This window comes from Bacillus sp. FSL R5-0512, from assembly GCF_038593295.1.
GTDB lineage: Bacteria > Bacillota > Bacilli > Bacillales > Bacillaceae > Bacillus > Bacillus safensis.
In genome coordinates this window covers 3,295,709-3,320,543 of the sequence record NZ_CP151982.1, presented here as the reverse complement: position 1 = coordinate 3,320,543, position 24,835 = coordinate 3,295,709, and the positions used below count along the sequence as shown (strand labels likewise).

Annotated in this window: 23 protein-coding genes; 20 read left to right on the top strand and 3 right to left on the bottom strand. The window is 43.2% G+C overall.

Annotated features, from left to right (window positions below; translation table 11 throughout):
- Position 1: 1 nt before the first annotated feature.
- Complete coding sequence (gene cls, locus NSQ25_RS17100) at positions 2 to 1,198, bottom strand: cardiolipin synthase (protein WP_065214889.1); 1,197 nt, start codon at positions 1,196 to 1,198, stop codon at positions 2 to 4.
- A gap of 143 nt (positions 1,199 to 1,341) precedes the next feature.
- On the opposite strand from cls, the gene NSQ25_RS17095 reads away from it, so the two are divergent.
- The 8 genes from NSQ25_RS17095 (at position 1,342) to pyrG (ending at position 10,842) form a co-directional block, all read left to right on the top strand.
- Positions 1,342 to 3,453, top strand: a complete 2,112-nt coding sequence (locus NSQ25_RS17095) for a heterodisulfide reductase-related iron-sulfur binding cluster (RefSeq protein ID WP_081124980.1) — start codon at positions 1,342 to 1,344, stop codon at positions 3,451 to 3,453.
- Between the two features lie 103 nt (positions 3,454 to 3,556).
- Entirely contained in the window at positions 3,557 to 4,750 is a 1,194-nt protein-coding gene (locus NSQ25_RS17090; RefSeq protein WP_065215048.1) for an acetyl-CoA C-acetyltransferase, read from the top strand.
- The gene (locus tag NSQ25_RS17085) at positions 4,750 to 5,613 is read left to right on the top strand and encodes a 3-hydroxybutyryl-CoA dehydrogenase (protein ID WP_326135885.1); all 864 of its coding nucleotides are present in this window, start codon (positions 4,750 to 4,752) and stop codon (positions 5,611 to 5,613) included. Before NSQ25_RS17090 ends, NSQ25_RS17085 begins: the two co-directional genes overlap by 1 nt.
- Positions 5,614 to 5,624: 11 nt before the next feature.
- Positions 5,625 to 6,737, top strand: a complete 1,113-nt coding sequence (locus NSQ25_RS17080) for an acyl-CoA dehydrogenase family protein (protein ID WP_070326123.1) — start codon at positions 5,625 to 5,627, stop codon at positions 6,735 to 6,737.
- Between the two features lie 16 nt (positions 6,738 to 6,753).
- The gene (locus NSQ25_RS17075) at positions 6,754 to 7,896 is read left to right on the top strand and encodes an acyl-CoA dehydrogenase (protein WP_065214885.1); all 1,143 of its coding nucleotides are present in this window, start codon (positions 6,754 to 6,756) and stop codon (positions 7,894 to 7,896) included.
- Between the two features lie 146 nt (positions 7,897 to 8,042).
- The gene (locus NSQ25_RS17070) at positions 8,043 to 8,240 is read left to right on the top strand and encodes a hypothetical protein (protein ID WP_024423752.1); all 198 of its coding nucleotides are present in this window, start codon (positions 8,043 to 8,045) and stop codon (positions 8,238 to 8,240) included.
- Positions 8,241 to 8,455: 215 nt separating this feature from the next.
- Positions 8,456 to 8,995 (top strand): DNA-directed RNA polymerase subunit delta, encoded by a 540-nt coding sequence (gene rpoE / locus NSQ25_RS17065; RefSeq protein WP_034281231.1) that lies wholly within the window; start codon positions 8,456 to 8,458, stop codon positions 8,993 to 8,995.
- A 239-nt stretch (positions 8,996 to 9,234) separates the two neighbouring features.
- On the top strand, positions 9,235 to 10,842 hold the full coding sequence (pyrG, locus tag NSQ25_RS17060) for a CTP synthase (glutamine hydrolyzing) (RefSeq protein ID WP_034281230.1): 1,608 nt from the start codon (positions 9,235 to 9,237) through the stop codon (positions 10,840 to 10,842).
- A 40-nt stretch (positions 10,843 to 10,882) separates the two neighbouring features.
- Here pyrG and NSQ25_RS17055 read toward each other — a convergent pair whose 3' ends face one another.
- Positions 10,883 to 11,413 carry a DUF2529 domain-containing protein gene (locus tag NSQ25_RS17055; RefSeq protein WP_046312941.1) on the bottom strand — a complete coding sequence of 177 codons (531 nt, stop codon included), beginning with the start codon at positions 11,411 to 11,413 and terminating at the stop codon, positions 10,883 to 10,885.
- Positions 11,414 to 11,593: 180 nt separating this feature from the next.
- Here NSQ25_RS17055 and NSQ25_RS17050 point away from each other — a divergent pair, with 180 nt between their 5' ends.
- The 10 genes from NSQ25_RS17050 to NSQ25_RS17005 all read left to right on the top strand — a co-directional run bounded on the left by NSQ25_RS17050 (position 11,594) and on the right by NSQ25_RS17005 (position 21,988).
- Positions 11,594 to 11,968: a response regulator gene (locus tag NSQ25_RS17050; RefSeq protein WP_003214681.1), complete on the top strand. Its 375-nt coding sequence runs from the start codon at positions 11,594 to 11,596 to the stop codon at positions 11,966 to 11,968.
- 178 nt (positions 11,969 to 12,146) lie between these two features.
- A complete protein-coding gene (locus NSQ25_RS17045; RefSeq protein ID WP_111290590.1) occupies positions 12,147 to 13,004 on the top strand; it encodes a class II fructose-bisphosphate aldolase in 858 nt (285 codons plus the stop codon).
- Between the two features lie 111 nt (positions 13,005 to 13,115).
- On the top strand, positions 13,116 to 13,754 hold the full coding sequence (fsa, locus tag NSQ25_RS17040) for a fructose-6-phosphate aldolase (protein WP_024426351.1): 639 nt from the start codon (positions 13,116 to 13,118) through the stop codon (positions 13,752 to 13,754).
- A gap of 247 nt (positions 13,755 to 14,001) precedes the next feature.
- Positions 14,002 to 15,291 carry a UDP-N-acetylglucosamine 1-carboxyvinyltransferase gene (locus NSQ25_RS17035; RefSeq protein WP_024423746.1) on the top strand — a complete coding sequence of 430 codons (1,290 nt, stop codon included), beginning with the start codon at positions 14,002 to 14,004 and terminating at the stop codon, positions 15,289 to 15,291.
- Between the two features lie 32 nt (positions 15,292 to 15,323).
- On the top strand, positions 15,324 to 16,289 hold the full coding sequence (gene glpX / locus NSQ25_RS17030; RefSeq protein WP_012011567.1) for a class II fructose-bisphosphatase: 966 nt from the start codon (positions 15,324 to 15,326) through the stop codon (positions 16,287 to 16,289).
- A gap of 365 nt (positions 16,290 to 16,654) precedes the next feature.
- Positions 16,655 to 17,938, top strand: a complete 1,284-nt coding sequence (rho, locus tag NSQ25_RS17025; protein ID WP_008354975.1) for a transcription termination factor Rho — start codon at positions 16,655 to 16,657, stop codon at positions 17,936 to 17,938.
- 132 nt (positions 17,939 to 18,070) lie between these two features.
- Positions 18,071 to 18,271, top strand: a complete 201-nt coding sequence (gene rpmE / locus NSQ25_RS17020; RefSeq protein WP_003215407.1) for a 50S ribosomal protein L31 — start codon at positions 18,071 to 18,073, stop codon at positions 18,269 to 18,271.
- Between the two features lie 87 nt (positions 18,272 to 18,358).
- Positions 18,359 to 18,961: a thymidine kinase gene (locus NSQ25_RS17015; protein ID WP_024423745.1), complete on the top strand. Its 603-nt coding sequence runs from the start codon at positions 18,359 to 18,361 to the stop codon at positions 18,959 to 18,961.
- A 278-nt stretch (positions 18,962 to 19,239) separates the two neighbouring features.
- Positions 19,240 to 20,940, top strand: a complete 1,701-nt coding sequence (malS, locus tag NSQ25_RS17010) for an oxaloacetate-decarboxylating malate dehydrogenase (RefSeq protein WP_046312945.1) — start codon at positions 19,240 to 19,242, stop codon at positions 20,938 to 20,940.
- Between the two features lie 91 nt (positions 20,941 to 21,031).
- The gene (locus NSQ25_RS17005) at positions 21,032 to 21,988 is read left to right on the top strand and encodes an AEC family transporter (RefSeq protein WP_081124965.1); all 957 of its coding nucleotides are present in this window, start codon (positions 21,032 to 21,034) and stop codon (positions 21,986 to 21,988) included.
- Positions 21,989 to 22,023: 35 nt separating this feature from the next.
- Here NSQ25_RS17005 and racA read toward each other — a convergent pair whose 3' ends face one another.
- Positions 22,024 to 22,572, bottom strand: a complete 549-nt coding sequence (gene racA, locus NSQ25_RS17000; RefSeq protein ID WP_267542723.1) for a chromosome-anchoring protein RacA — start codon at positions 22,570 to 22,572, stop codon at positions 22,024 to 22,026.
- A 194-nt stretch (positions 22,573 to 22,766) separates the two neighbouring features.
- On the opposite strand from racA, the gene prfA reads away from it, so the two are divergent.
- Both prfA and prmC read left to right on the top strand, forming a co-directional pair.
- Entirely contained in the window at positions 22,767 to 23,834 is a 1,068-nt protein-coding gene (gene prfA, locus NSQ25_RS16995; RefSeq protein ID WP_034281226.1) for a peptide chain release factor 1, read from the top strand.
- Positions 23,824 to 24,708, top strand: a complete 885-nt coding sequence (gene prmC / locus NSQ25_RS16990) for a peptide chain release factor N(5)-glutamine methyltransferase (protein WP_070326119.1) — start codon at positions 23,824 to 23,826, stop codon at positions 24,706 to 24,708. The genes prfA and prmC overlap by 11 nt, the downstream gene beginning before the upstream one ends.
- Positions 24,709 to 24,835: the final 127 nt, after the last annotated feature.

The window sequence follows — 24,835 nt, the reverse complement described above, 5'->3', positions numbered from 1 at the left end:
TTTATAAAAAATACGAGAACATGGCGGCAACCCACTCAAGCGGCCGTGTGAAAAGCGGGCGCTTTGACAATGTTTCTTCTGTCAAGATTTCAGATACCTCCATATGCTCCCGAATCTTTTCTTCTACGTGTGCAGTAAAAGCGGGATCATCAATGGCTACATCTACTTCTTCGTTTAAAAACAAGCTGCGTTTATCAAAATTCGCGGTACTGATCATACAGCGGCTGTAATCAATCAAAATGGCTTTCGAATGATAAAACCCTTTATAAAAACGATAAACAAGACATCCAGAGGCAATGAGGTCCTTCAAATAATGAAAGCCAGCCTCTTTGACAAGTGGATGATCCGCTTTCATTGGAATGATGATTTCAACTGTGACGCCCCGCTTTCGTGCATCAAGCAGCGCCTTCAGAAGAGGGGAAGATGGAATAAAATAAGGCGTACAGATGATGATCTGTTTCCTCGCCTGCTGAATATCTTGGAGAAATAAAGCTTCTAAAGAAAAGCCAGCAGTCGCGCGTGTTGTGCATTGTAATGTTCCCGGTTCCAATGCAGGGAAAACCTCATATTGCAGCTGATGAATGCCAGACGACCGGTACAAATCATTCAGAAACACATGCTGGAGATCTGCGACAACCTGTCCAGTCATCCGCAAATGATAATCCTTCCAAATGCCAAAGCGGCCTTTCTTTCCAACATATTCATCGCCTATATTAAATCCGCCAATATAGCCAATTTTCCCATCAATCACCGTGATTTTACGGTGATTTCTCATGTTTAAACGGTAAATCAAAAAAGGAAAACGAGGCTTATTTAAAAAGTAAAATTGAATGCCGCTTCTTTCTAGCATGTCAATCGCCTTTTGATCAAACGGATAGGAGCCTAATCGGTCGGTCAGCAAAAAGACGGAAACGCCTTGCTCCGCTTTGGCTTTCAATGCTTGTAAGACCCTTTGACCAATCTTGTCGTTCTTTACAATAAAGAACATCATATGAATAGAAGAAGAGGCCTGCTGTATATCGGTAATCAGCTGATCGAAAAATGGTTCGCCATCATGATAAAAGGCAGCATCGCCGCTTGTTTGGTCAAAAGACCGTTCAAATGCGTGAGTAGAAAAATATTTCCTTCCCATATAAAGGTCTAACATCACGAGCAAAACGATGGCAATGAGTACGAGTAGGATGATCAATGCGATCATGAAACTTCCTCCTTTTTTGCATATTTCAATAGTGTACCCAAACGTGTAAAAAATATTGACTGAATACTCATTCATTATTTATGATAGAGGTACAACATGGAAACGGAACAAAGAGGGTTTTGGGGAATGAAAGGGGGAGCAAGATGAATAGCCTTTTAATCATCAACTTGATCGCATTTGCGGCGGTGACCGCTTACGCTGTGTATTTGTTTGTTTATCTCATTCGAACACGAGCGGCGTATATTCGTCTTGGTAAAAAAGAAGAGTTTCAACAAGACATGAAGAAACGCTTAGAGCGTGTTTGGGTCAACGTATTTGGGCAAAAGAAGCTGTTAAAGGACAAGAAGAGCGGCATCATTCATGTGCTGTTTTTCTACGGATTTATCCTCGTACAGTTCGGAGCCCTTGATTTTATTCTGAAGGGGCTTATTCCAGACAGCGGGCTTCCTTTAGGTCCGGTGTACGGGGTCTTTACGTTTTTCCAAGAGGTGGTCACACTTCTCATTTTAGTGGCAGTTGTATGGGCTTTCCATAGAAGATACGTGGAAAAGCTTGTCCGTTTAAAACGAGGCTTCAAATCGGGACTAGTGCTTTTATTTATTGGCGGCTTAATGCTGACAGTCTTACTTGGGAACGGTATGAACATCATCTGGCATGGACACTCTCTATCACCAACTGAGCCAATCGCTTCTGGTATTGCCTTCTTGCTGGGCGGAATTTCACCTCTTGCGGCTGCGATTGTTTTTTATGCCGCATGGTGGGTGCATCTTCTTATTTTGCTGACATTCTTAGTATACGTTCCTCAGTCAAAGCACGCCCATCTGATTGCAGGGCCTGTGAACGTATTTGTCAGCAGATTAGACCCGCCAGGCAAGCTGCAAAAAATTGATTTTGAAGATGAGTCACAAGAGACCTTCGGTGTAGGAAAAATTGAAGACTTCCGTCAGTCTCAGCTCATCGATCTTTACGCCTGTGTGGAATGCGGGCGCTGCACGAATATGTGCCCGGCAACAGGGACAGGGAAGATGCTGTCTCCAATGGATTTGATTTTAAGGTTAAGAGATCATTTAACCAATAAAGGGGCCGCCATTACATCAAAGACACCTTGGGTCCCGCAGCTTGCTTTCAAGCAGACAACAGGAAACCAGCTGGCACTGCAGGCGAGAGGAGCAGGTGCGGAAGAGTCGGCTGCCAGCTCTATATATCATCCTTCTCTTATTGGAGAGGTCATTACAGAAGAAGAGATCTGGGCATGTACGACGTGCCGAAACTGTGAAGACCAATGCCCTGTCATGAATGAACACGTTGATAAGATTATTGATATGCGCAGATATCTTGTGCTGACCGAAGGAAAAATGGACGCAGATGCACAGCGTGCCATGACAAGCATTGAGCGCCAAGGGAACCCGTGGGGATTGAACCGGAAAGAAAGAGAAAATTGGCGTGAACTGAGAGAAGATGTGCATGTGCCAACAGTGAAAGAGTTGAAAAAAGCAGATCAAAGCTTTGATTATTTATTCTGGGTTGGTTCAATGGGGGCATATGACAATCGAAGCCAAAAGATTGCACTTGCTTTTGCAAAGCTCCTCAATGAAGCGGGAGTATCCTTTGCCATCCTAGGCAATAAAGAGAAAAACTCAGGCGATACGCCAAGAAGACTCGGAAACGAATTTTTATTCCAAGAGCTTGCTGCAAAAAACATTGAAGAATTCCAGAAAAACGGCGTCACAAAGATCGTCACGATTGATCCACACGCCTATAACTTATTTAAAAATGAATACCCAGACTTCGGACTTGAGGCAGAAGTATACCATCATACAGAATTACTGGCAGAGTTAGTGAAAGAAGGGAAAATAACACCTGTACATGAAGTGAACGAAGTGATTACTTTCCACGACTCTTGCTACCTAGGCAGATATAACGAAGTGTACGACCCGCCAAGAGACATTTTAAAAGCCATTCCAGGTGTGACGCTGAAAGAAATGGAGCGCAACCGTGAAACTGGTATGTGCTGCGGTGCAGGCGGGGGCTTAATGTGGATGGAAGAAGAGACGGGTACCCGGATTAACACTGCACGAACGGAGCAGGCGTTACAGGTCCAGCCGTCCATCATCAGCTCAGGGTGTCCTTATTGCTTAACGATGCTGGGAGATGGGACGAAGGCGAAGGAAGTAGAGGAGCAGGTAGGCACATTTGATGTCGCCGAACTTCTTGAAAAATCAGTGTTTGGCGAGCCTGGAAAACAGGTGTCGTAAAGATGACAGGCCGATGAATAGGATGTTCATCGGCTTATCCATGGCGCTGTTTCATCAGCTGCCTAAATCATATGTAAGCGGTAACAAATGGGGAGGGGCATATATGAGTACGACGGTCATTGTATCTGGAGCAAGAACACCATTTGGGAAACTAGGCGGCGCTCTCGGTGGTTTGACTGCCGCAGAACTAGGCGGTATAGCGATCAAGGCTGCACTGGAAAGAGTTTCGGGTTCTCATGAAATAGATGAGGTCATTATGGGAAGTGTTTTACAAGGAGGGCAAGGGCAGATTCCTTCAAGGCAAGCAGCAAGATATGCTGATCTTCCTTGGTCTGTTCCAACACAAACCATCAATAAAGTCTGTGCTTCAGGCATGCGCAGTGTGACCGCAGCAGATCAAATCATTCGAGCCGGAGATGCTGAGGTCATCGCAGCGGGCGGTATGGAATCCATGTCTCACGCTCCTTATCTGCTAAAAAAAGCGCGATGGGGCTACAAAATGGGTGATGGTGCAGTACAAGATGCGATGATTTTAGATGGATTGACCTGTTCGTTTACAGGCGTTCATATGGGTGAGTATGGAAGTATGGCTGCAAAGGAGCTCGGCATCACGCGCGAAGAGCAGGATCTGTGGGCACTCAGAAGTCATGAACGGGCCATCGAAGCGCAAAAAAACGGCTTTTTTCAACATGAAATCGCCCCCGTCACCGTCAAAACAAAAACGGGAGAACGGCTGATTACAGAAGATGAATCTCCGCGGCGTGATACGTCATATGAACGGCTGTCAAAGCTCATGCCTGTTTTTGATCAGAAGGGTACCATCACTGCTGGAAATGCACCAGGTGTCAATGATGGTGCAAGTGCGCTCCTTTTAATGAAAGACACGTATGCTGCACGGCATGGCGTAAAGCCAATGGCAGTCGTTCTCGGTCATGCTCAGGTTGCTGTAGAGGCAAAGGATTTTCCGAAAACACCAGCCTTTGCTATCGAGAAGCTTTTAAAGAAAACAGGAAAGCGCCTAGAGGATATTGATTTGTTTGAAATCAATGAGGCCTTTTCAGCTGTGGCTCTGGCATGTGAAAAAATAACTGGGATCGACCGGCGGAAAATGAATATCAACGGAGGGGCTGTCGCGCTCGGTCATCCGATTGGGGCAAGCGGAACACGCGTGATATTGACATTGATTCATGCATTAAGACAAAGAGGCGGAGGCATTGGCATTGCGGCGATTTGCAGCGGAGGCGGTCAAGGAGACGCCATCATGATAAAGGTAGATGAAAAGGGAGGCGTTTATTGATGAGTATAGAAGAGACCGTTATGGTCGTTGGAGCCGGTCAAATGGGATCAGGCATTGCTCAAGTGTTTGCTCAGTCAGGCTATACAGTTCTGCTCCATGATGCATCAGAAAAGCAGATTCATCGAGCGATCTCCTCCATGACCAAACAACTGACGAAGCGCGCAGAAAAAGGAAAGCTGGCACATCAGGCAGTCCGAGATATTACGCAGCGGCTTGCCGTTTCCACAGATTTAAAAGACGTACAGCAGGCTCACTTAGTCATAGAAGCCGCATCAGAACAAATGAGTGTGAAAAAACAAATCTTTGAAACACTTGATCAATTTGCAGAGGCTGAGGCCATATTTGCGTCAAACACGTCTTCCTTATCGATCACAGAATTAGCAGCTGTTACGGGGAGACCGGAGAAAGTGATTGGCATGCATTTTATGAATCCGGTTCCTGTCATGAAACTGGTTGAAGTCATTCGAGCGCTGCAAACGAGTGATGACACATATCAAGTTGTTTATGAAACAGCGAAGACATTAAACAAAACCCCAATTGAAGTGGAAGACTTCCCAGGGTTTGTATCAAACCGCATATTGATGCCAATGATCAATGAAGCCATTTACACCCTGTATGAAGGCGTAGCAGATGCAGAAAGCATTGATGGCGTGATGACACTTGGGATGAATCATCCAATGGGGCCGCTTCGTCTAGCTGATTTCATCGGACTGGATACATGTTTATTTATTATGAATACCCTTCACGAGGGACTTGGAGACAGCAAATATCGACCTTGTCCTCTTTTGAAAAAATACGTGAATGCAGGCTGGCTGGGCAAAAAGACAAAGAGAGGTTTTTACACATACCACGACCACTCATAGGGGGAGTCAAGATGGATGTTTTGCTTACGGATCAACAGCGTCTCTGGAGAGAACAGACAGCAGAATTTGCACGCCAGCGTATATTCCCTGAAGTAGAAGCCATGGAACAAGGCCGGTTTCCAAACACCCTTTTAAGTGAAATGGGGCGGCAAGGCTATCTAGGGATTCCAATACCAGCTTCGTATCAAGGCTTAGGAGCAGATTTTACAACGTATATCATTGCAATCCATGAATTGTCGAAAGTGAGTGCGACCATCGGTGTCATTGTGTCCGTTCATACATCTGTTGTGACGATGCCTATTTTGACTTTTGGAACGAAGGAACAAAAAGAAACTTATGTCCCGCCGCTTGCATCCGGGAAGAAGCTGGGCGCCTTTTGTCTGACTGAACCAAAGGCTGGATCAGATGCCTCCAGTATTCAGTTAAGAGCAGAGCGGATGGGCGGCGATTATGTATTAAATGGGACGAAAATCTTTATCACAAGCGGCGGAGAAGCAGAACTGTATCTTGTCTTTGCGGTGACCGATCCGGCTTCTGCGAGAAAAAATATATCGGCGTTCATTGTCGAGAAAGATACGCCGGGATTTACGATTGGAAAAGATGAGAAAAAGATGGGACTGCACGGTTCAAAAACAGTCACGCTTCATTTTGATGGCGTGCGGATTCCAAAAGATCAGCTGCTCGGTGCAGAAGGAGAGGGCTTTCAAATTGCCATGTCCAGCTTAAATGCAGGGAGAATCGGAATTGCGGCTCAAAGCCTTGGCATTGCAGAAGCCGCATTAACCGAGGCAGTGGTCTATTTAAAGCAGCATCCAGCAGGTCTTGAAACAACCATTCGGCTGGGCGATTTGGCGGCGAAGCTTGAGGCGGCAAAACTGCTCGTCTATCAAGCGGCTTCTTTCAAAGAGGCAAATCGACCGGTCACAAAGGAAGCATCAATCGCAAAGCTATTTGCGTCAAAAACGGCGGTGGAGATCAGTACAGAAGCGATCCATTTGCTAGGCATGGATGGTTATACGAATCGCTATCAAGCAGAACGTTACTTTCGTGATGCGAAAATTTGTGAAATCTATGAAGGAACAAGTGAAATTCAAAGGCTGGTCATCTGTAAACAGCTAATATGAAACGAGGTGGCTCACGATGCAGTTCCAATTAAGTGATGAACATGAAATGATTCAAAAAATGGTGAGAGACTTTGCGAAAAATGAAGTGGAGCCAACAGCAGCAGAACGAGACGAAACAGAGACATATGATCCATCTATTTTCCGCAAAATGGCGGAGCTCGGTTTAACGGGTATCCCTTGGCCGGAAGACGTGGGCGGAATTGGCAGTGACTATTTAGCCTACGTCATAGCAGTTGAGGAGCTTTCAAGAGTGTGCGCCTCTACAGGCGTCACCCTGTCCGCTCATACATCTCTTGCTTCATGGCCAATCTATACATTCGGAACAGATGAACAAAAGGAGACCTATTTAAAGCCGCTTGCAGAAGGGCAGAAGATAGGAGCATACGCGCTCACCGAGAGCGGTTCTGGTTCAGATGCCGGCGGAATGAAGACAACGGCCTTAAAGGCAGGCAGTGAATATGTCCTGAACGGGGCGAAAATTTTTATTACAAATGGAGGCATTGCAGATTATTATATTGTGTTTGCCGTCACAGACCAAGAAGCTTCGTCTCGAAATACAACTGCTTTTATTGTAGAAAAAGAGACACCTGGTTTTTCTGTTGGCAAAAAGGAAAGCAAACTGGGCATACGTTCATCGCCAACAACTGAAATTCGATTTGAAGATTGCCGAATTCATGAAAGGAACCGGCTCGGTCTAGAAGGAGAAGGGTTCAAAATAGCCATGATGACACTCGATGGCGGCAGAAACGGCATTGCTGCACAGGCGGTTGGGATTGCGCAAGGTGCTCTTGATGCGGCGGTTGATTATGCCAAGGAGCGTAAACAATTTGGCAAACCAATCATTCAGCAGCAAGGGATCGCCTTTAAGCTGGCTGATATGGCCACAGCGATTGAAGCATCAAGGCTGCTTACTTACCAGGCGGCATGGCTCGAAACGAAAGGCCTTCCGTATGGAAAGGAATCAGCCATGTCCAAGCTCTTTGCCGGTGATACAGCGATGAAGGTGACGACAGAAGCGGTTCAAATCTTCGGCGGGTACGGCTACACAAAGGATTACCCAGTCGAACGATACATGCGAGATGCGAAAATCACTCAAATTTATGAAGGAACTCAGGAAATCCAGCGCCTGGTCATCTCAAGGAAATTGCTAGATATGTAGAAAACAAGCATAGACCGCCTGAACGTGAGGTGGTCTGTTTTCGTTCGTCATGCAGTTTTCAAATGTAAGCGCATTGTCAATATTCATCCATATCATCATCGTATTATGTTAAAATTAGGGAAAATATCAATATGGAGGTTATGATGATGAACTCAACAATTATGGGCATTTTGGCAATCGTCACGATGGTGATCTGGATCATGGTGTCCGCGGAGCTTTCGAAATCTCCAAAAAAGCAGGAAGAAAAAGAAAACAGCCGGAGAAAACTAATCGTACTCATGTCTGCTGGAATGTTATTCACGATTCCTGTCGTTGTCTCACTCATTCAGAACATCCCATTTTAAAACAGACGAGAAAAACTGAACGACAAAAAGCATGCCGTACACACTCTAGGTGCTCCCCGTGAGAAAAATCAAAAATTAACATCAATAAAGGTGGCATAAACTCCCCTAATTTGTTTATAATGAGAGGTATGGTTTGTCGTAAGAATAAGGTATAAATACTTATTATTTCACTGATAAATGGATACATACATGTAATAGAAAGGGAGTGTCTGACCTTGAGTTTGAAAGAATACTCACAGGAACAGCTCAAACAAATGTCTTTAGTTGAACTTGCTTATGAAATTTTCAGAGACAGCAAAACACCAATTACGTTTTCCGAGTTAATAGATGAAATTATCCGTTTGCAAGGAATACAAAAATCCGATCTTGATGATCGACTTGCTCAATTTTATACAGACTTAAATATAGATGGCCGCTTTATTTCGTTAGGTGATCAGAGATGGGGACTTCGCAGCTGGTATCCAGTTGATCAAATCGAAGAAGAAGTTCAGCCAGCTGTGAAAACAAAAGCGAAAAAGAAAAAATCAAAAGCAGCTGTCGTTGAAGACGACTTCGATGAGATCGAAGAGGAAGAAGAAATCGACGAGCTTGAAGAAGACCTTGACCTTGTTGAAGACGACGATGATCTCGACCTAGACGATGATGAAGAAATTGAAGAAGATCTTGAAGATTTCGACGAAGATGACGATGAAGATGATGACGGCTTAACGGAGATTGATGAAGACGATTTAGACGATGATGAGGAAGACAAATAACCCTCTCAAACCGGTCTTCAAAACAGGACAAAACCGTCTTGACTTTCGAGAGCGAACTATGTAGTATGTATTTTGGGCTCTCTAAAAAAGAGTACGTAAAGATACGTTCATTTACGCTCCCTTTCATTTATTTGAAAGGGAGCTTTCTTATTTTTCAAGAGATTTAGGGATACACTCTAAAAAGGATGAAGCTGTGCATGTGTAGACATGCAAGGGTAAAAAAGAGAGGAGCATACGAAATGACAAAGTATATTTTTGTAACAGGAGGAGTTGTTTCCTCACTTGGAAAAGGAATCACGGCTGCATCGTTAGGCCGCCTTCTGAAAAATAGAGGGATGGATGTCACCATTCAAAAATTCGATCCGTACATCAACGTAGACCCAGGGACAATGAGTCCATACCAGCACGGTGAAGTTTTTGTCACAGATGATGGTGCTGAAACAGACCTTGACTTAGGTCACTACGAGCGTTTCATTGATATTAACTTAAATAAGTACAGCAACGTCACAACTGGTAAAATCTACTCTACTGTTCTGAAGAAAGAGCGCCGCGGTGACTACTTAGGTGGAACAGTACAGGTCATTCCCCACATTACAAATGAAATCAAAGACCGCGTGTACCGTGCCGGAAAAGAAACGGGTGCAGATGTGGTCATTACAGAAATCGGCGGAACAGTAGGAGATATCGAATCCCTTCCATTCCTTGAAGCCATTCGTCAAATGAAGAGTGACATCGGCCGTGAAAACGTAATGTACATTCATTGTACCCTTGTTCCTTACATCCGTGCAGCAGGTGAATTGAAAACAAAACCAACACAGCATAGTGTGAAAGAACTTCGCAGTCTTGGTATTCAGCCAAATGTCATTGTGGTCAGAACGGAAATGCCATTGGCACAAGATATGAAGGACAAGATTGCGCTATTTTGTGATATTGATACAAAAGCTGTTATCGAATGTCAGGATGCAGACACGCTATACTCCATTCCGCTTGATTTACAAAAACAAGGGCTGGACAAGCTAGTATGTGAACATATGAAACTTGACTGCCAAGATGCGGACATGACGGAGTGGACAGCGCTTGTTGATAAAGTGCAAAACCTTTCGAAACAAGTCACAATTGGTCTTGTAGGGAAGTATGTTGAGCTGCAAGATGCTTATATTTCTGTCGTTGAATCACTTCGTCATGCTGGTTATGCGTTTGATGCAGATGTTCAAATTAAATGGATCAATGCAGAAGAAGTGACAGCAGAGAATATCGCTGATTTCGTACAAGATGTGGACGGCATTATTGTTCCTGGAGGCTTCGGAGACCGCGGAGTAGAAGGGAAAATCATTGCTACACAATATGCCCGTGAAAACAAAGTGCCATTCTTCGGAATCTGCTTAGGAATGCAAGTGGCATCTATCGAATACGCGAGAAACGTATTAGGCCTTGAGGGAGCTCATTCAGCGGAAATTGATCCTGAAACAGCATTCCCAATCATTGACCTTCTTCCAGAACAGAAGGATGTAGATGATCTAGGCGGAACACTTCGTCTCGGTCTATACCCTTGTAAATTAAATGAAGACTCAAAAGCATTTGCTGCATACAATGACGAAGTGGTCTACGAACGCCACCGCCATCGCTACGAGTTTAATAACGAATACAGACAGCAAATGGAAGCAGCAGGCTTTGTCTTCTCTGGTACAAGCCCAGATGGACGTCTTGTTGAAATTATCGAGCTGAAGGATCACCCTTGGTTCCTTGCTTCTCAGTTCCACCCAGAATTCGTTTCAAGACCGACAAGACCACAGCCATTATTTAGAGATTTCGTTGGTGCTTCACTTCAAGCATCTGAATCAAAATAAAACAAAAAACTGCCGGGAATATCACTTCTCGGCAGTTTTTTTATTCATATTCCTCGACGATTTCCTTCACAGTAAACGATAGAGCGTGGTAGACGTATAAGCAGGTCATTAAAGCAGGATAACCAAACCTTGTCCCATCTTCAGCGGGCACAAGCGGTTTCTTGAGCTGGAAATCAATGTGGACATCACAATGCTCTTCAATCGTAGAAGGCTCCTTTTGTGCCGGCCCTACACCAACAACGGGCGTACCTTGTTCGTGCAGTTCTTTTGCAAGAGATTGAATTTCCTGATCTTCTGGGTCTGAATAAAATAGCAGCACCCTGTCACTTGGATGAAGTAAGCTGCGCTCCTTTTGATCGAGCGGCAGCACCTTCGCACCGGGAAACGGCTCCTTGCTTTCAGATGCCTCTAGGGCGACAGCAGCCAGTTCATTCTTTCCGTGAAAATAAACGGCATGTCCACTGACAACAGCCTGTGCAAGAAGGCGTGCACCGTCCTCAATCGCTTCAGCCTGTTTTTCTCCAATACGTGAAAAAATACCTGATAACTGGGTCGTAAAAATTTTTAACAAGACTCATTTCCTCCTTCGGTCAGATCATTTTATAATAGAATATAAAGAGAATATTAGGAAAAATGCTCAGAAAATGTCGTAAAGTAAACTATTATAATTAAAGGAAATGTGAAAATCAAACAGAATTATTTAACAACAGCTCTTTTTATGGCGAAAAATGAAAGCAATGGGGTGTAACAGATGAATGAGAAAATTTTAATTGTCGATGATCAGTACGGTATTAGAATATTATTGAATGAAGTGTTTCATAAAGAAGGCTATCAAACCTTCCAAGCTGCCAATGGACTACAGGCATTAGATATTGTGAAAAACCATAGACCGAACCTTGTCCTGCTTGATATGAAAATCCCCGGAATGGATGGTATCGAAATTTTAAAACGGATGAAATTAATTGATGAAGACATCCGTGTCATCATTATGACAGCCTATGGCGAGTTAGATATGATCCAAGAATCCAAAGAACTCGGTGCATTGACGCACTTCGCTAAACCTTTTGATATTGATGAAATCCGAGATGCTGTCAAAGAATACCTGCCGCTTGAAACAAATGGCTAGATGGAAATGATTGAATCGAGTCATTCTGTTGCCGATTTGTCGAATAATTGGTATCCTAGAAAGGAAGAAGAAAGCGATCTGACTTTGAAAGTTTACATATGGCGAGAAATTCTGGTCATGCTAGGGTGGAGAGCTTTTTTTAGCAAGCAAATTAGCTACATAGGGAGGATTTTTCATCATGCCTTTAGTTTCAATGACAGAAATGTTGAAAGACGCAAAGGAAAAAGGTTACGCTGTTGGACAGTTTAACTTAAATAACTTAGAATTCACGCAAGCGATTTTACAAGCTGCTGAAGAAGAGAAATCTCCTGTTATCTTAGGAGTATCTGAAGGAGCAGGACGCTACATGGGCGGCTTCAAAACAGTTGTCGCAATGGTTAAAGCGTTAATCGAAGAATATAATGTAACAGTTCCTGTTGCGATTCATTTAGATCACGGTTCAAGCTTTGAATCTTGTGCAAAAGCGATTCATGCAGGATTTACTTCTGTCATGATCGATGCTTCTCACCACCCATTCGATGAGAATGTGGAAACAACTGCGAAAGTCGTTGAACTTGCACATTTCCATGGTGTGTCTGTAGAAGCTGAACTTGGAACTGTTGGTGGGCAAGAAGATGACGTCATCGCTGAAGGCGTTATTTATGCTGATCCAAAAGAGTGCCAAGAGCTTGTAGAACGCACTGGTATTGACTGCCTTGCACCTGCATTAGGTTCAGTACATGGTCCGTACAAAGGTGAACCAAACCTTGGTTTCGTTGAAATGGAAGAAATCGGTAAAACAACTGGTCTTCCACTTGTTCTTCACGGCGGAACAGGTATCCCAACTGCTGACATCAAGCGTGCAATTTCACTTGGTACAGCAAAAATCAATGTCAACACTGAAAACCAAATTGCTTCTGCGAAAGCAGTACGCGAAACACTTGCTGCAAAAACAGAAGAGTATGATCCACGTAAATATCTTGGACCAGCTCGTGACGCAATTAAAGCGACTGTTATCGGCAAAATGCGCGAATTTGGTTCTTCTAACCAAGCATAATTTGATGAGAACCGAAAGCCGCCTGAGTCACAGGCGGTTTTCTCCATATCTTGAGAAAGCGCAATCAAATTTACATTTCAGACAATTTATTGATAGGAGAGTGGCACAGTTATGTTATTTTTCGTAGATACAGCGAATATTGAGGACATCAAAGAGGCGCACGAGCTTGGCATTTTAGCAGGCGTCACAACAAACCCTAGTTTAGTAGCGAAAGAAAAGGACGTATCATTCCACGACCGCCTTCGCGAAATCACTGACGTGGTATCAGGTTCTGTCAGTGCAGAAGTGATTTCCCTAAAAGCAGAGGAAATGATTGAAGAAGGAAAAGAGCTTGCTGCCATCGCACCAAATATTACGGTCAAAATTCCAATGACTACAGATGGCCTTAAAGCTGTCAAAGCATTAACAGACCTTGGAATTAAAACAAACGTCACATTGATTTTTAGTGCAAACCAGGCACTTCTTGCAGCTAGAGCTGGTGCGACGTATGTCTCTCCATTCCTTGGCCGCTTAGATGACATTGGCCAAAATGGTCTTGATCTCATCAGCGAAGTGAAAACTATTTTTGATGTTCATGGATTAGATACACAAATCATTGCTGCATCTATTCGTCATCCGCAGCATGTGACAGAAGCTGCGCTTAGAGGTGCTCATATCGGCACTATGCCGCTGAAAGTCATCAAGCAGCTGACGAAACACCCATTAACGGATGCAGGCATTGAGCAATTTTTAGCAGACTGGAATAAATAAATAATTGTGGCAGGCGGGATCGTCTCTCGTTTGCCATAGTTTTCCTTATAAACGCTAAGAAATGTTTTGTGCAAAGAAGAGAACATCACAGCCTCGCAAAGCTTCGATTATTTTTCTTCCGACAAATTTCGTTTAACCTGTATTCTTTCTCTTGATATTGGCTAAATTTTGGACAAGACCTTTTAAAGCGCGACATCCACAAACAGTATAACTCCAACAGTGATCTTCTTTAAGAAGGGAGACAAATATGGAAAAGTTAAACATTGCCGGCGGTGATCCCTTGCGCGGGACCGTACATATTAGTGGTGCGAAAAATAGTGCTGTAGCACTGATTCCTGCCACGATTCTCGCTGATTCTCCAGTAACCATTGAAGGCCTTCCGCATATATCAGATATCGACACATTACGGGATCTGTTAGAAGAAATTGGCGGAAAGGTCACTTTTGAAAAAGGTGAAATGGTTGTTAATCCTGTTTCCATGATTAGTATGCCGCTTCCTAATGGAAAAGTGAAGAAACTGCGTGCATCCTATTATTTAATGGGCGCCATGCTGGGCAGATTTAAGCAGGCTGTCATCGGACTGCCAGGAGGATGCCACTTAGGACCTAGGCCGATCGATCAGCATATCAAAGGCTTTGAAGCACTTGGAGCCGAGGTGACAAACGAGCAGGGTGCAATTTATTTGCGTGCTGAAAAATTAGTCGGAGCCCGGATTTATCTTGATGTTGTCAGTGTAGGTGCGACGATCAACATCATGCTGGCAGCCGTACTGGCTGAAGGAAAAACCGTGATTGAAAATGCTGCAAAGGAACCCGAAATTATTGATGTAGCGACACTGCTTGCAAGCATGGGGGCTAAAATCAAAGGTGCGGGTACCGATGTCATTCGAATCGAAGGTGTAGAATCTCTTCATGGCTGTAAGCATTCAATCATCCCTGACCGCATCGAAGCAGGAACATTTTTAATAGCTGGTGCAGCGATGGGGGATGAAGTTGTACTTGATAATGTGATCCCAACTCATTTAGAATCAATTACGGCGAAACTTAGAGAAATGGGGTTCACCATTGAAACGAGCAACGATCAGATGCTGATCGTTGGCAGAAACGAAGGACTCAAGCCTGTCGATATCAAAACCCTTGTGTATCCGGGCTTTCCGACTGACCTTCAGCAGCCGATGACGGCGCTGTTAACAAAAGCGAAAGGCACGAGTGTGGTCACAGATACGATCTACTCAGCACGCTTTAAGCACATTGACGAATTGCGCCGAATGGGTGCAAACATGAAGGTCGAAGGAAGATCTGCTATTATTACCGGACAAACGCAGCTCCAAGGAGCAAAGGTCAAAGCAAGTGATCTGCGTGCAGGCGCTTGTCTTGTTGTCGCAGGGTTAATGGCAGACGGTGTGACCGAAATCACAGGGCTTGAACATATAGACAGAGGATATAGTTTGCTTGAGAAGAAGCTTGAAGGCTTGGGTGCAACCATCTGGCGTGAAAAGCTGAATGACCAAGAAATAGAAGAACTTCAAAATTCATAAGGCTTTGACTGTGAGAGGAGATTTGGACAAAAATGGAAAGAAGTTTATCGATGGAACTAGTACGGGTGACAGAAGCAGCTGCATTAAAATCTGCCCGTTGGATGGGAAGAGGATTAAAAGACGAAGCGGATGATGCTGCAACAAGTGCAATGCGTGATGTATTTGACACCATTCCGATGAAGGGGACAGTGGTCATTGGCGAAGGAGAAATGGACGAAGCACCAATGCTTTATATTGGGGAAAAGCTTGGGAACGGATATGGACCTCGCGTGGATGTCGCTGTTGATCCATTAGAAGGAACAAACATTGTGGCAAGCGGCGGCTGGAATGCCTTAGCTGTTATTGCAGTTGCAGATCATGGCAACCTGCTGAATGCACCTGATATGTACATGGATAAGATCGCAGTAGGTCCAGAAGCGGTAGGCTGCATCGACATTGAAGCGCCTGTCATTGATAATCTTCGCGCTGTTGCAAAAGCAAAAAACAAAGATATTGAAGATGTGGTTGCAACGATTTTAAACAGAGATCGACATGAGAAAATTATTGCTGAACTGAGAGAAGCAGGAGCAAGAATTAAACTGATCGACGATGGTGACGTTGCAGGAGCCATTAATACAGCATTTGATCACACAGGTGTTGATATTCTATTTGGTTCAGGCGGAGCGCCTGAGGGTGTCCTTTCTGCTGTTGCGTTAAAGGCACTTGGTGGCGAAATTCATGGTAAGCTTCTTCCTCAAAGTGAAGAAGAACTCAGACGCTGTGAGAAAATGGGGCTGGATGTTGGGAAAGTCCTCAGAATGGAAGATCTCGTAAAAGGAGATGACGCCATTTTTGCAGCGACAGGTGTAACGGACGGCGAATTACTTAAAGGTGTTCAATTCAAAGGCTCTGTTGGAACAACACATAGTGTTGTCATGCGTGCGAAATCAGGTACGGTTCGTTTCGTAGACGGCAGACACAGCTTAAAGAAAAAACCGAATCTTGTCATTCGTCCGTAATCTGAAAGCGGGTATTCATTACCCGCTTTTCATATAGGTGTCAAATGTATATCATTTTCTTTTAAAAGTTGAATATTCTCTGCAAATGAGGTAAAACTAAAGAGTGCTGCGAAATTTTCTGCGAATTTACTTCTTTTAAGCTTCAACAAGTTTAAATACTGCCGCATCATGACGATATACTCATTATCCTTCTCTATGTTGACAAAGCTCTATTTCACATTGTTCCTATCTTTCACGATAAAACGAGTGGGAGCGTTACCATCAGAGCGAGGTCATTCCAACAACAACGGAATTAAAAGCTAATCAAATACAATGGTCATGCATTTGTAAAGAAATACATTGACTAGAAAAGTGTGGTGTCCATATTGAAAGATGTTTCGATTTCATCTTTGGAAAATATGAAATTAAAAGAGCTGTATGAGTTAGCAAAGCGATACAAAATCTCTTATTACAGCAAACTAACAAAAAAAGAATTAATTTTTGCCATCTTAAAGGCGAACGCTGAGCAAGAGGATCTCTTATTTATGGAAGGGGTTCTTGAAATTATTCAGTCTGAGGGATTTGGTTTCTTAAGACCGATTAACTACTCCCCAAGTTCTGAAGACATTTATATTTCAGCTTCACAAATCAGACGCTTTGATTTACGAAATGGAGATAAAGTGTCTGGAAAGGTACGACCTCCAAAAGAAAATGAACGCTACTATGGCCTCCTTCATGTAGAAGCGGTAAATGGGGACGACCCAGAATCAGCAAAGGAACGTGTTCACTTTCCTGCACTCACACCGCTATTTCCTGACCGCCAAATGATTCTTGAAACACAGCCTAATCACCTGTCTACTAGAATTATGGACATGATGGCGCCAGTTGGATTTGGACAGCGTGGTTTAATCGTTGCACCGCCTAAGGCTGGAAAAACCATTTTGCTTAAAGAAATTGCCAACAGCATTTCTGAAAATCACCCAGAGGCAGAGCTGATTGTCCTTTTGATTGACGAACGCCCAGAAGAAGTAACAGATATCGAACGTTCTGTTGCAGGGGATGTTGTTAGTTCAACCTTTGACGAAGTACCGGAAAACCACATTAAAGTAGCAGAGCTTGTCTTAGAGCGTGCTATGCGTCTTGTTGAACATAAGAAAGATGTCATCATCTTAATGGACAGCATCACAAGGCTTGCTCGTGCATACAACCTTGTGATTCCGCCAAGCGGCCGAACGCTTTCAGGCGGTATTGATCCTGCGGCTTTTCATCGTCCAAAACGCTTCTTTGGTGCTGCGCGTAACATTGAAGAAGGCGGAAGCTTGACGATTTTAGCCACTGCACTTGTTGATACAGGATCACGTATGGATGACGTGATTTATGAAGAGTTTAAAGGAACTGGGAACATGGAGCTTCATTTGGACCGTTCTTTGGCCGAAAGAAGAATTTTCCCTGCGATCGACATTCGCCGTTCTGGTACGAGAAAAGAAGAACTGCTTGTGCCAAAAGAGCATCTTGATCGTTTATGGGCGATGAGAAAATCGATGTCAGATACACCTGACTTCGCTGAGAAGTTCATGCGCAAAATGAGAAAAACAAAGACAAACCAAGAATTTTTCGATATTTTAACGCAAGAATGGAAACAAGCCAATATGTCTGCATCAAGAAGATAGCTTCCCTGAAAAAATACATTTGCAATCATAGACTCACACTGTTATAATTTTATCATGTGCGTTTCAGAATTTATTTCTGAGATATTAACTCTGTTTCCGAATTGGATTCAGGGCGGAAGGAGATGACAGTAGATGAAAACAGGAATTCATCCTAACTACAAAAAAGCTACAGTCAAATGCGCTTGTGGAAATGAGTTTGAAACTGGATCAGTAAAAGAAGAGGTACGCATCGAGATTTGCTCTGAGTGCCATCCTTTCTATACAGGCCGTCAAAAATTCGCTTCTGCTGATGGACGTGTTGACCGCTTTAACAAAAAATACGGTCTTAAGTAATAATAGATACAATAAACAGGCAGGAATCCGTTCTTGCCTGTTTTTTTACGTGGATTGATGGAACTTTAAAACGGGGGAGAAGACCTTATGTATGTGATGAAACAAAGCGGTTGGCTTGAAGTCATCTGCGGCAGTATGTTTTCTGGAAAGTCGGAAGAATTGATTCGGAGAGCCAAAAGGGCCACCTTTGCCAAACAAGAAGTAAAAATATTCAAACCAGCAATTGATAACCGATATAGTACAAGCTCAGTTGTGTCACATAACGGTTCATCATTAGATGGGATTGCAGTAGCCTCACCAAAAGACATAATAACGCACATATCAGAAAGAACCGATGTCATTGGCATTGATGAGGTGCAATTTTTTGATGAGACAATCATTGACATTGTCACTCAATTGGCTGACCAAGGCTACCGAGTCATTGTTGCAGGCCTGGATCAAGACTTCAGAGGAGAGCCATTTGGTGTTGTTCCGCATTTAATGGCATGTGCAGAGCTTGTAACAAAACTTCAAGCAGTTTGTTCGGTATGCGGCTCCCCAGCGAGTAGAACACAACGCTTGATCGACGGTAAACCCGCATCCTATGATGATCCTATTATTTTAGTAGGTGCGCAGGAATCATACGAAGCACGATGCAGACATCACCATGAAGTACCAAGACTTGATGTTGGTACAACACTTGACAAATAAAAAATAGCAAATGCCGCTGTGTTTCGTTTTTCGAGATTTTGGCTGAACACCCATCATTTGTACTTAAATAAATTAAATAACACTACGATTAAATTATCTAATTTTCAACGCTTGCGTTTTGTCATAAGCAGGCATAAAATGACTAACTGTAGTGTAAAGCATTTAAACGAAAAGTTCGATTTCTTGTCATAATTTTTTTGATTAAGGATTTTTCTCCTTAATCGTTCTTTGGATTAATAGTTCACTTTATTTATATTTTAGAAAGAGGGTAGTTTTTGATGAACAACGTGAAGAAAACAAAAGAAGGGTACCTCGAAACCACTTTGACAGGTAAAGATGTATTATCGATTCCAACGTTGAACAAAGGCGTTGCTTTCTCTGAAGAAGAAAGACAAGAGCTTGGACTAGAAGGCTTACTACCTCCAACGGTTCTAACTTTAGAACAGCAAGCAGAAAGAGCGTACAAGCAGTTTCTAGCTCAGCCGGATCGTCTTCGTCAAAACGTATACTTAAGTGATTTGCAAAACCGTAACGAAGTATTGTTCTACAAGCTTCTAACAGAAAAGCTTCGTGAAATGCTTCCGGTTGTGTACACACCAACTGTTGGTGAAGCGATCCAAGAATACAGCCATGAATACAGAAGACCTCATGGTGTCTATCTTTCAATCGACGATATTGACGGAATCGAGAAAGCATTTGAAAACTTACACGCAACTGCTGGAGATATTGACCTCATCGTTGCAACTGACTCTGAGAGTATTCTTGGAATTGGTGACTGGGGTGTTGGTGGTATCAATATCGCAATCGGTAAATTAGCTGTTTACACGGCTGCAGCAGGTATTGATCCTAGCCGCGTGATTCCAGTTGTATTAGATGTTGGAACAAACAATGAAAAATTATTGAATGATCCATTATACATCGGGAACCATCACAAACGTGTACAAGGTGAAAAATACGAAGAATTCATTGATGCTTATGTGAAAGCAGCACTTAAATTCTTCCCGAAAGCATTGCTTCACTGGGAAGACCTTGGAAACAAAAATGCGCGTAACATCATGAAAAAATACAACGATAACATCTTAACGTTCAACGATGATATTCAAGGTACTGGTGCCATTACTTTAGCGGGTGTTCTTGCAGCTGTCAAGAAAACTGGTACTCAATTGAAAGATCACCGTGTTGTCATCTTCGGAGCTGGATCAGCTGGTATCGGAATTGCAGATCAAATGCGTGACACAATGGTTCTTGAAGGTCTAACAGAAGAAGAAGCAAACAATGCATTCTGGACATTAGACTACAGAGGATTGCTAACAGATCAATTTGAGGATGAAGTTCTTGATTTCCAAAAACCATACCTTCGTACTTCTGATGAAGTAGAAGGCTGGGCACGCGATGAAAAAGGACAAATCTCATTTGCTGAAACTGTTCGCAGGGTGAAGCCGACAATCCTTATCGGTACATCAGGTCAAGGTGGCGCATTCACTGAAGAAATCATTAAAGAAATGGCAGCTCATACAGAGCGTCCAGTGATCATGCCAATGTCTAACCCAACACCGCTTGCTGAAGCTGTGCCAGAGGATCTATTCAAATGGACTGACGGCCGTGCGCTTGTTGCAACAGGAAGCCCGTTCGAAAACGTTGAGTATAACGGAATTGAACATGAAATCGGACAATCAAACAATGCGTTCGTTTTCCCTGGACTTGGTCTTGGTTCAATCGTAACAGAGTCAAAAATCATCACAAAAGGCATGTTCGTTGCTTCTGCGAATGCAATTGCTGAAATGGTTGATCATGAGAAACCAGGTGCTGGTCTTCTTCCAAGTATTGATAAATTGCAAGAAGTGTCAATTCATGTGGCTGTTGAAGTAGCGAAAGCAGCAATTAAAGATGGTGTCGCTAGAAGAACACCTGATAACATCGAACAAGCTGTGAAAGACGCAATGTGGATTCCTGAATATAAAAAAATTGTAAGAGCATAATAAAATGTGTAACGCGGCATTGCTTCGGGTAATTTAAGCAATGCCGCAATAAAAAAAGAAACACGTAAAGGATTTAAGGAGGAAGAGTAAGGTGGACTTTTTAAATATTTTGATCCTCCTAGCACCGATTTTTTTCGTTATCGCGCTGGGTTGGTTCGCAGGGAACTTCGGCAGCTATGACGCTAAATCTGCAAAAGGTGTAAGTACACTTGTTACAAAGTATGCTTTACCAGCGCACTTTATCGCCAGTATTCTGTCAACACCAAAAGATAAATTCTATAGTCAAATTCCATTTTTCGTTGCATTGATTTTCGGAATCGTTGGTTTTTATATCATTATCCTTTTAGTTACAAAATTTGCTTTTAAATATGATTTAACAGATTCTTCTGTTTTCTCATTAAACTCAGCACAACCGACCTTTGCATTTATGGGGATTCCGGTCTTGGGCAGTTTATTTGGGGCTCAAGAAGTCGCAATTCCGATTGCGATTACCGGAATAGTTGTAAATGCATTGCTTGATCCAATTGCTATTATTGTGTCAACTGTCGGTGAAAAAACAAAAGGAAAAGCCAAAGAAGGCGAAAGTTTCCTAAAAATGACGACAAAAGCAATTTTGCACGGTTTATCAGAGCCGCTTGCACTTGCGCCGTTAGCCAGTATCATTCTTGTTCTTTTAGGATTTAAACTTCCTGCAATCGGACATGAAATGTTAGAGGAAATTGGCAGCGTTACATCAGGGGTTGCGCTATTTGCAGTCGGTGTCACTGTTGGTATCCGAAAAATTAAATTAAGCTTGCCAGCCTTCAGTATTGCATTGCTAAAAGTAGCTGTACAACCATTACTTATGTATTTTATTGCCGTTATTATGGGTCTTTCGGCTGATGAAATTACAAAAGCTGTATTACTTGTTGCCTTCCCAGGTTCAGCTGTTGCAGCGATGATCGCAACACGATTTGAAAAACAAGAGGCGGAAACTGCATCCGCATTTGTGATCAGTGCCATCATGTCACTCATCACATTACCGATCATTATTGCACTTACCGTATAATATAGTAGAAAGGCTGCCTATCGAGGCAGCCTTTCTTAACGAAATGAATGAAACAGAGGGAAGAGTACACGCTTTTTTTTGATGTCAGGGTGTGCGATTTCCTTTTTTTCTTCTACTTGTGATGGTTGTTTCAAGGCTGCGGTGAGGCGGTCAAATTTAGTGGATAAATCTTCAATTTCTCTGCGGTGCTGAAGCAACTGATACGATACACCTTCATCTGCTTTTTTAGCCAATTTCCGTTCAAGCTCTTGCAGGCGGTCTTCTACATCATTGACGTGTAATTGCTGCTGAATAAGCTCTTTCACCTGTTTTTCTAATGCTTCAATCCGTTGTATGGAGACATCAGTTTGGGCAGCAGGTGCTGATTGACGGACGGTTTCCTTATGGATTGGCAGTTGAATGTCTTGGAGGATTACACCTTCACTCATCTGGTGTTTGACCTCTTTGAGCAGCTGTACAATGTCTTCATGAAATTCATAATGTCCAAGTTCATTCCGGGCGACAGGGATGTTGAGCTGTTTGACCCAACGCTGAATCGTCTTTGAAGAAACACCAATTTCCTTTGCAACCTCATTTGTATTCAAACCAAATGCCCTCCCTTTTTTCAATTACAAGTACCATTCTCTTTAAGGAGGACCTGTTCCTTCACGTTAGACAAAACAAGTAACCAATCGCCAAAGATCGTGTTTTCTAGCGAAAAATTGCAGGAAATTTTTTTGACTGTCATACCCTGCTATACTATAATTAGACTGTTACGCACAAAACAGAGGTGAAGACCATGTTAGACCGTTTAAAATCAATTGAAGAACGCTATGAAAAGCTAAATGAATATTTAAGTGACCCTGAAGTGGTGAACGACCCTACGAAGCTTCGTGAATATTCAAAGGAGCAATCCGATATTCAAGAAACTGTTGAGGTATATAGACAATATCGTGCGGCATACGACCAGCTGAATGACGCGAAAGCAATGCTGGAAGAGAAGCTGGATGCCGAGATGCGCGACATGGTCAAAGAAGAAATTTCAGAGCTCACAGAGGAAACGGAACGTTTAGAAGACGAGCTGAAAATCTTGCTGATCCCGAAAGATCCGAATGACAACAAAAACGTTATTGTGGAGGTTCGTGGTGCAGCGGGTGGAGAAGAAGCTGCTCTTTTTGCCGGAAACCTTTACCGCATGTACAGTCGTTATGCTGAAATGCAAGGCTGGAAAACGGAAGTGATGGAAGCGAGTGTCACAGGCACAGGCGGTTATAAAGAGATTATCTTTATGATCAGCGGGAAAGGCGCGTACTCCAAACTGAAATTTGAAAACGGCGCACACCGCGTGCAGCGTGTTCCGGAAACGGAATCAGGCGGACGAATTCATACATCAACAGCGACAGTTGCTGTATTGCCTGAGGCTGAAGAAGTAGAAATTGATATCCATGAAAAAGACATCCGTGTAGATACTTTCACATCTAGCGGACCTGGCGGACAAAGTGTCAATACGACCATGTCTGCAGTTCGATTAACTCACCTTCCAACAGGTGTGGTTGTATCCTGTCAGGATGAGAAGTCGCAAATCAAAAACAAAGAAAAAGCCATGAAAGTACTGCGTGCGAGAATTTATGATAAATTCCAGCGTGAAGCACAGGCTGAATATGATCAAACGCGTAAATCTGCGGTTGGAACAGGGGATCGTTCAGAGCGTATCCGTACGTACAACTTCCCGCAAAACCGTGTAACAGATCACCGTATCGGGTTGACGATTCAAAAGCTTGATCAAATTTTAGAAGGAAAACTTGACGAGGTCATTGATGCATTAATTATGGAAGACCAAGCAAGAAAGCTTCAAAATGCAAAATAAAGAGCGAACAATTTTTGAAGCCCTTAAATGGGCTTCTTCTTTGTTAACGGAAGCTGGAAGAGACCAAAATGCAGCAGAGCTTCTTTTGATGCATGTACTTGGCTGGAGCAGAAGTGAGCTTCTTGCACGTTTTCATGATTCGCTGCCTGAGGAGCAAGATCACCTGTTCAGCAAATTTGTGACGCAGCACAAGGCTGGTGTTCCTGTTCAGCATTTAACGGGAGTTGAATTCTTTTACGGACGTCCTTTCGAGGTGAACAAGCATGTTCTCATCCCTCGTCCTGAAACGGAAGAAGTTGTTTTGGCGGCGCTCCATTTAGTAGGTGACGTTTTCCCGCCCGATCAGCCGCTCAAAGCAGTTGACGTTGGCACAGGAAGCGGGGCCATTGCGATTACGCTGGCTCTTGAAAAAAAATCACTATCTGTCACAGCGACTGATATCTCGCAAGAAGCACTTGCGGTAGCAAAACGGAATCAACAAGCGCTCGGTGCAGACGTTCATTTTTTACATGGAGATTTACTTGAACCTATTATAGCTCAAGGCATGAAAGTGGACGTATTTATTTCCAATCCACCCTACATTGCGGCGGAAGAAATGGACAGTTTGTCTGAGGTTGTGACAAAGCATGAGCCGGCGAATGCGCTGACGGACGGACGTGATGGCTTGTGGTTTTATCAGCGTCTCGTTCATGATCTTCCCAGCGTGCTGAGTGATCAGGCAGTTGTTGTCTTTGAAATTGGACATACGCAAGGTCAAGATGTCACAGCGCTTCTTGAGCAGGCATTTCCTAAAGCGGATGTCTGTATCGTCAAAGATATTAACGGAAAAGATCGAGCTGTTTGCGCACACATTCAAAACGGAAAGTCCGGCTGAAGAAAGCCGGACTATTTTATTATGTAAAGATGAAACTTATGGTAAAAGAGAAACGTATATATAGAAGAATGAACATTCTGATCATGATTTTTTACATAAATTTGTTTTGAAGGAGCGAATGGTGTGA

What these genes read in the sequence shown, in the direction of transcription:
- NSQ25_RS17095 (WP_081124980.1), top strand. Translation starts at nt 1,342, where the DNA reads ATGAATAGCCTTTTAATCATCAACTTGATCGCATTTGCGGCGGTGACC.
- glpX (WP_012011567.1), top strand. Translation starts at nt 15,324, where the DNA reads ATGGAAAGAAGTTTATCGATGGAACTAGTACGGGTGACAGAAGCAGCT.
- prfA (WP_034281226.1), top strand. Translation starts at nt 22,767, where the DNA reads ATGTTAGACCGTTTAAAATCAATTGAAGAACGCTATGAAAAGCTAAAT.
- pyrG (WP_034281230.1), top strand. Translation starts at nt 9,235, where the DNA reads ATGACAAAGTATATTTTTGTAACAGGAGGAGTTGTTTCCTCACTTGGA.
- NSQ25_RS17070 (WP_024423752.1), top strand. Translation starts at nt 8,043, where the DNA reads ATGAACTCAACAATTATGGGCATTTTGGCAATCGTCACGATGGTGATC.
- NSQ25_RS17045 (WP_111290590.1), top strand. Translation starts at nt 12,147, where the DNA reads ATGCCTTTAGTTTCAATGACAGAAATGTTGAAAGACGCAAAGGAAAAA.
- NSQ25_RS17075 (WP_065214885.1), top strand. Translation starts at nt 6,754, where the DNA reads ATGCAGTTCCAATTAAGTGATGAACATGAAATGATTCAAAAAATGGTG.
- fsa (WP_024426351.1), top strand. Translation starts at nt 13,116, where the DNA reads ATGTTATTTTTCGTAGATACAGCGAATATTGAGGACATCAAAGAGGCG.
- NSQ25_RS17015 (WP_024423745.1), top strand. Translation starts at nt 18,359, where the DNA reads ATGTATGTGATGAAACAAAGCGGTTGGCTTGAAGTCATCTGCGGCAGT.
- NSQ25_RS17050 (WP_003214681.1), top strand. Translation starts at nt 11,594, where the DNA reads ATGAATGAGAAAATTTTAATTGTCGATGATCAGTACGGTATTAGAATA.
- malS (WP_046312945.1), top strand. Translation starts at nt 19,240, where the DNA reads ATGAACAACGTGAAGAAAACAAAAGAAGGGTACCTCGAAACCACTTTG.
- NSQ25_RS17035 (WP_024423746.1), top strand. Translation starts at nt 14,002, where the DNA reads ATGGAAAAGTTAAACATTGCCGGCGGTGATCCCTTGCGCGGGACCGTA.
- NSQ25_RS17090 (WP_065215048.1), top strand. Translation starts at nt 3,557, where the DNA reads ATGAGTACGACGGTCATTGTATCTGGAGCAAGAACACCATTTGGGAAA.
- cls (WP_065214889.1), bottom strand. Translation starts at nt 1,198, where the DNA reads ATGATCGCATTGATCATCCTACTCGTACTCATTGCCATCGTTTTGCTC.
- NSQ25_RS17080 (WP_070326123.1), top strand. Translation starts at nt 5,625, where the DNA reads ATGGATGTTTTGCTTACGGATCAACAGCGTCTCTGGAGAGAACAGACA.
- rpmE (WP_003215407.1), top strand. Translation starts at nt 18,071, where the DNA reads ATGAAAACAGGAATTCATCCTAACTACAAAAAAGCTACAGTCAAATGC.
- prmC (WP_070326119.1), top strand. Translation starts at nt 23,824, where the DNA reads ATGCAAAATAAAGAGCGAACAATTTTTGAAGCCCTTAAATGGGCTTCT.
- NSQ25_RS17085 (WP_326135885.1), top strand. Translation starts at nt 4,750, where the DNA reads ATGAGTATAGAAGAGACCGTTATGGTCGTTGGAGCCGGTCAAATGGGA.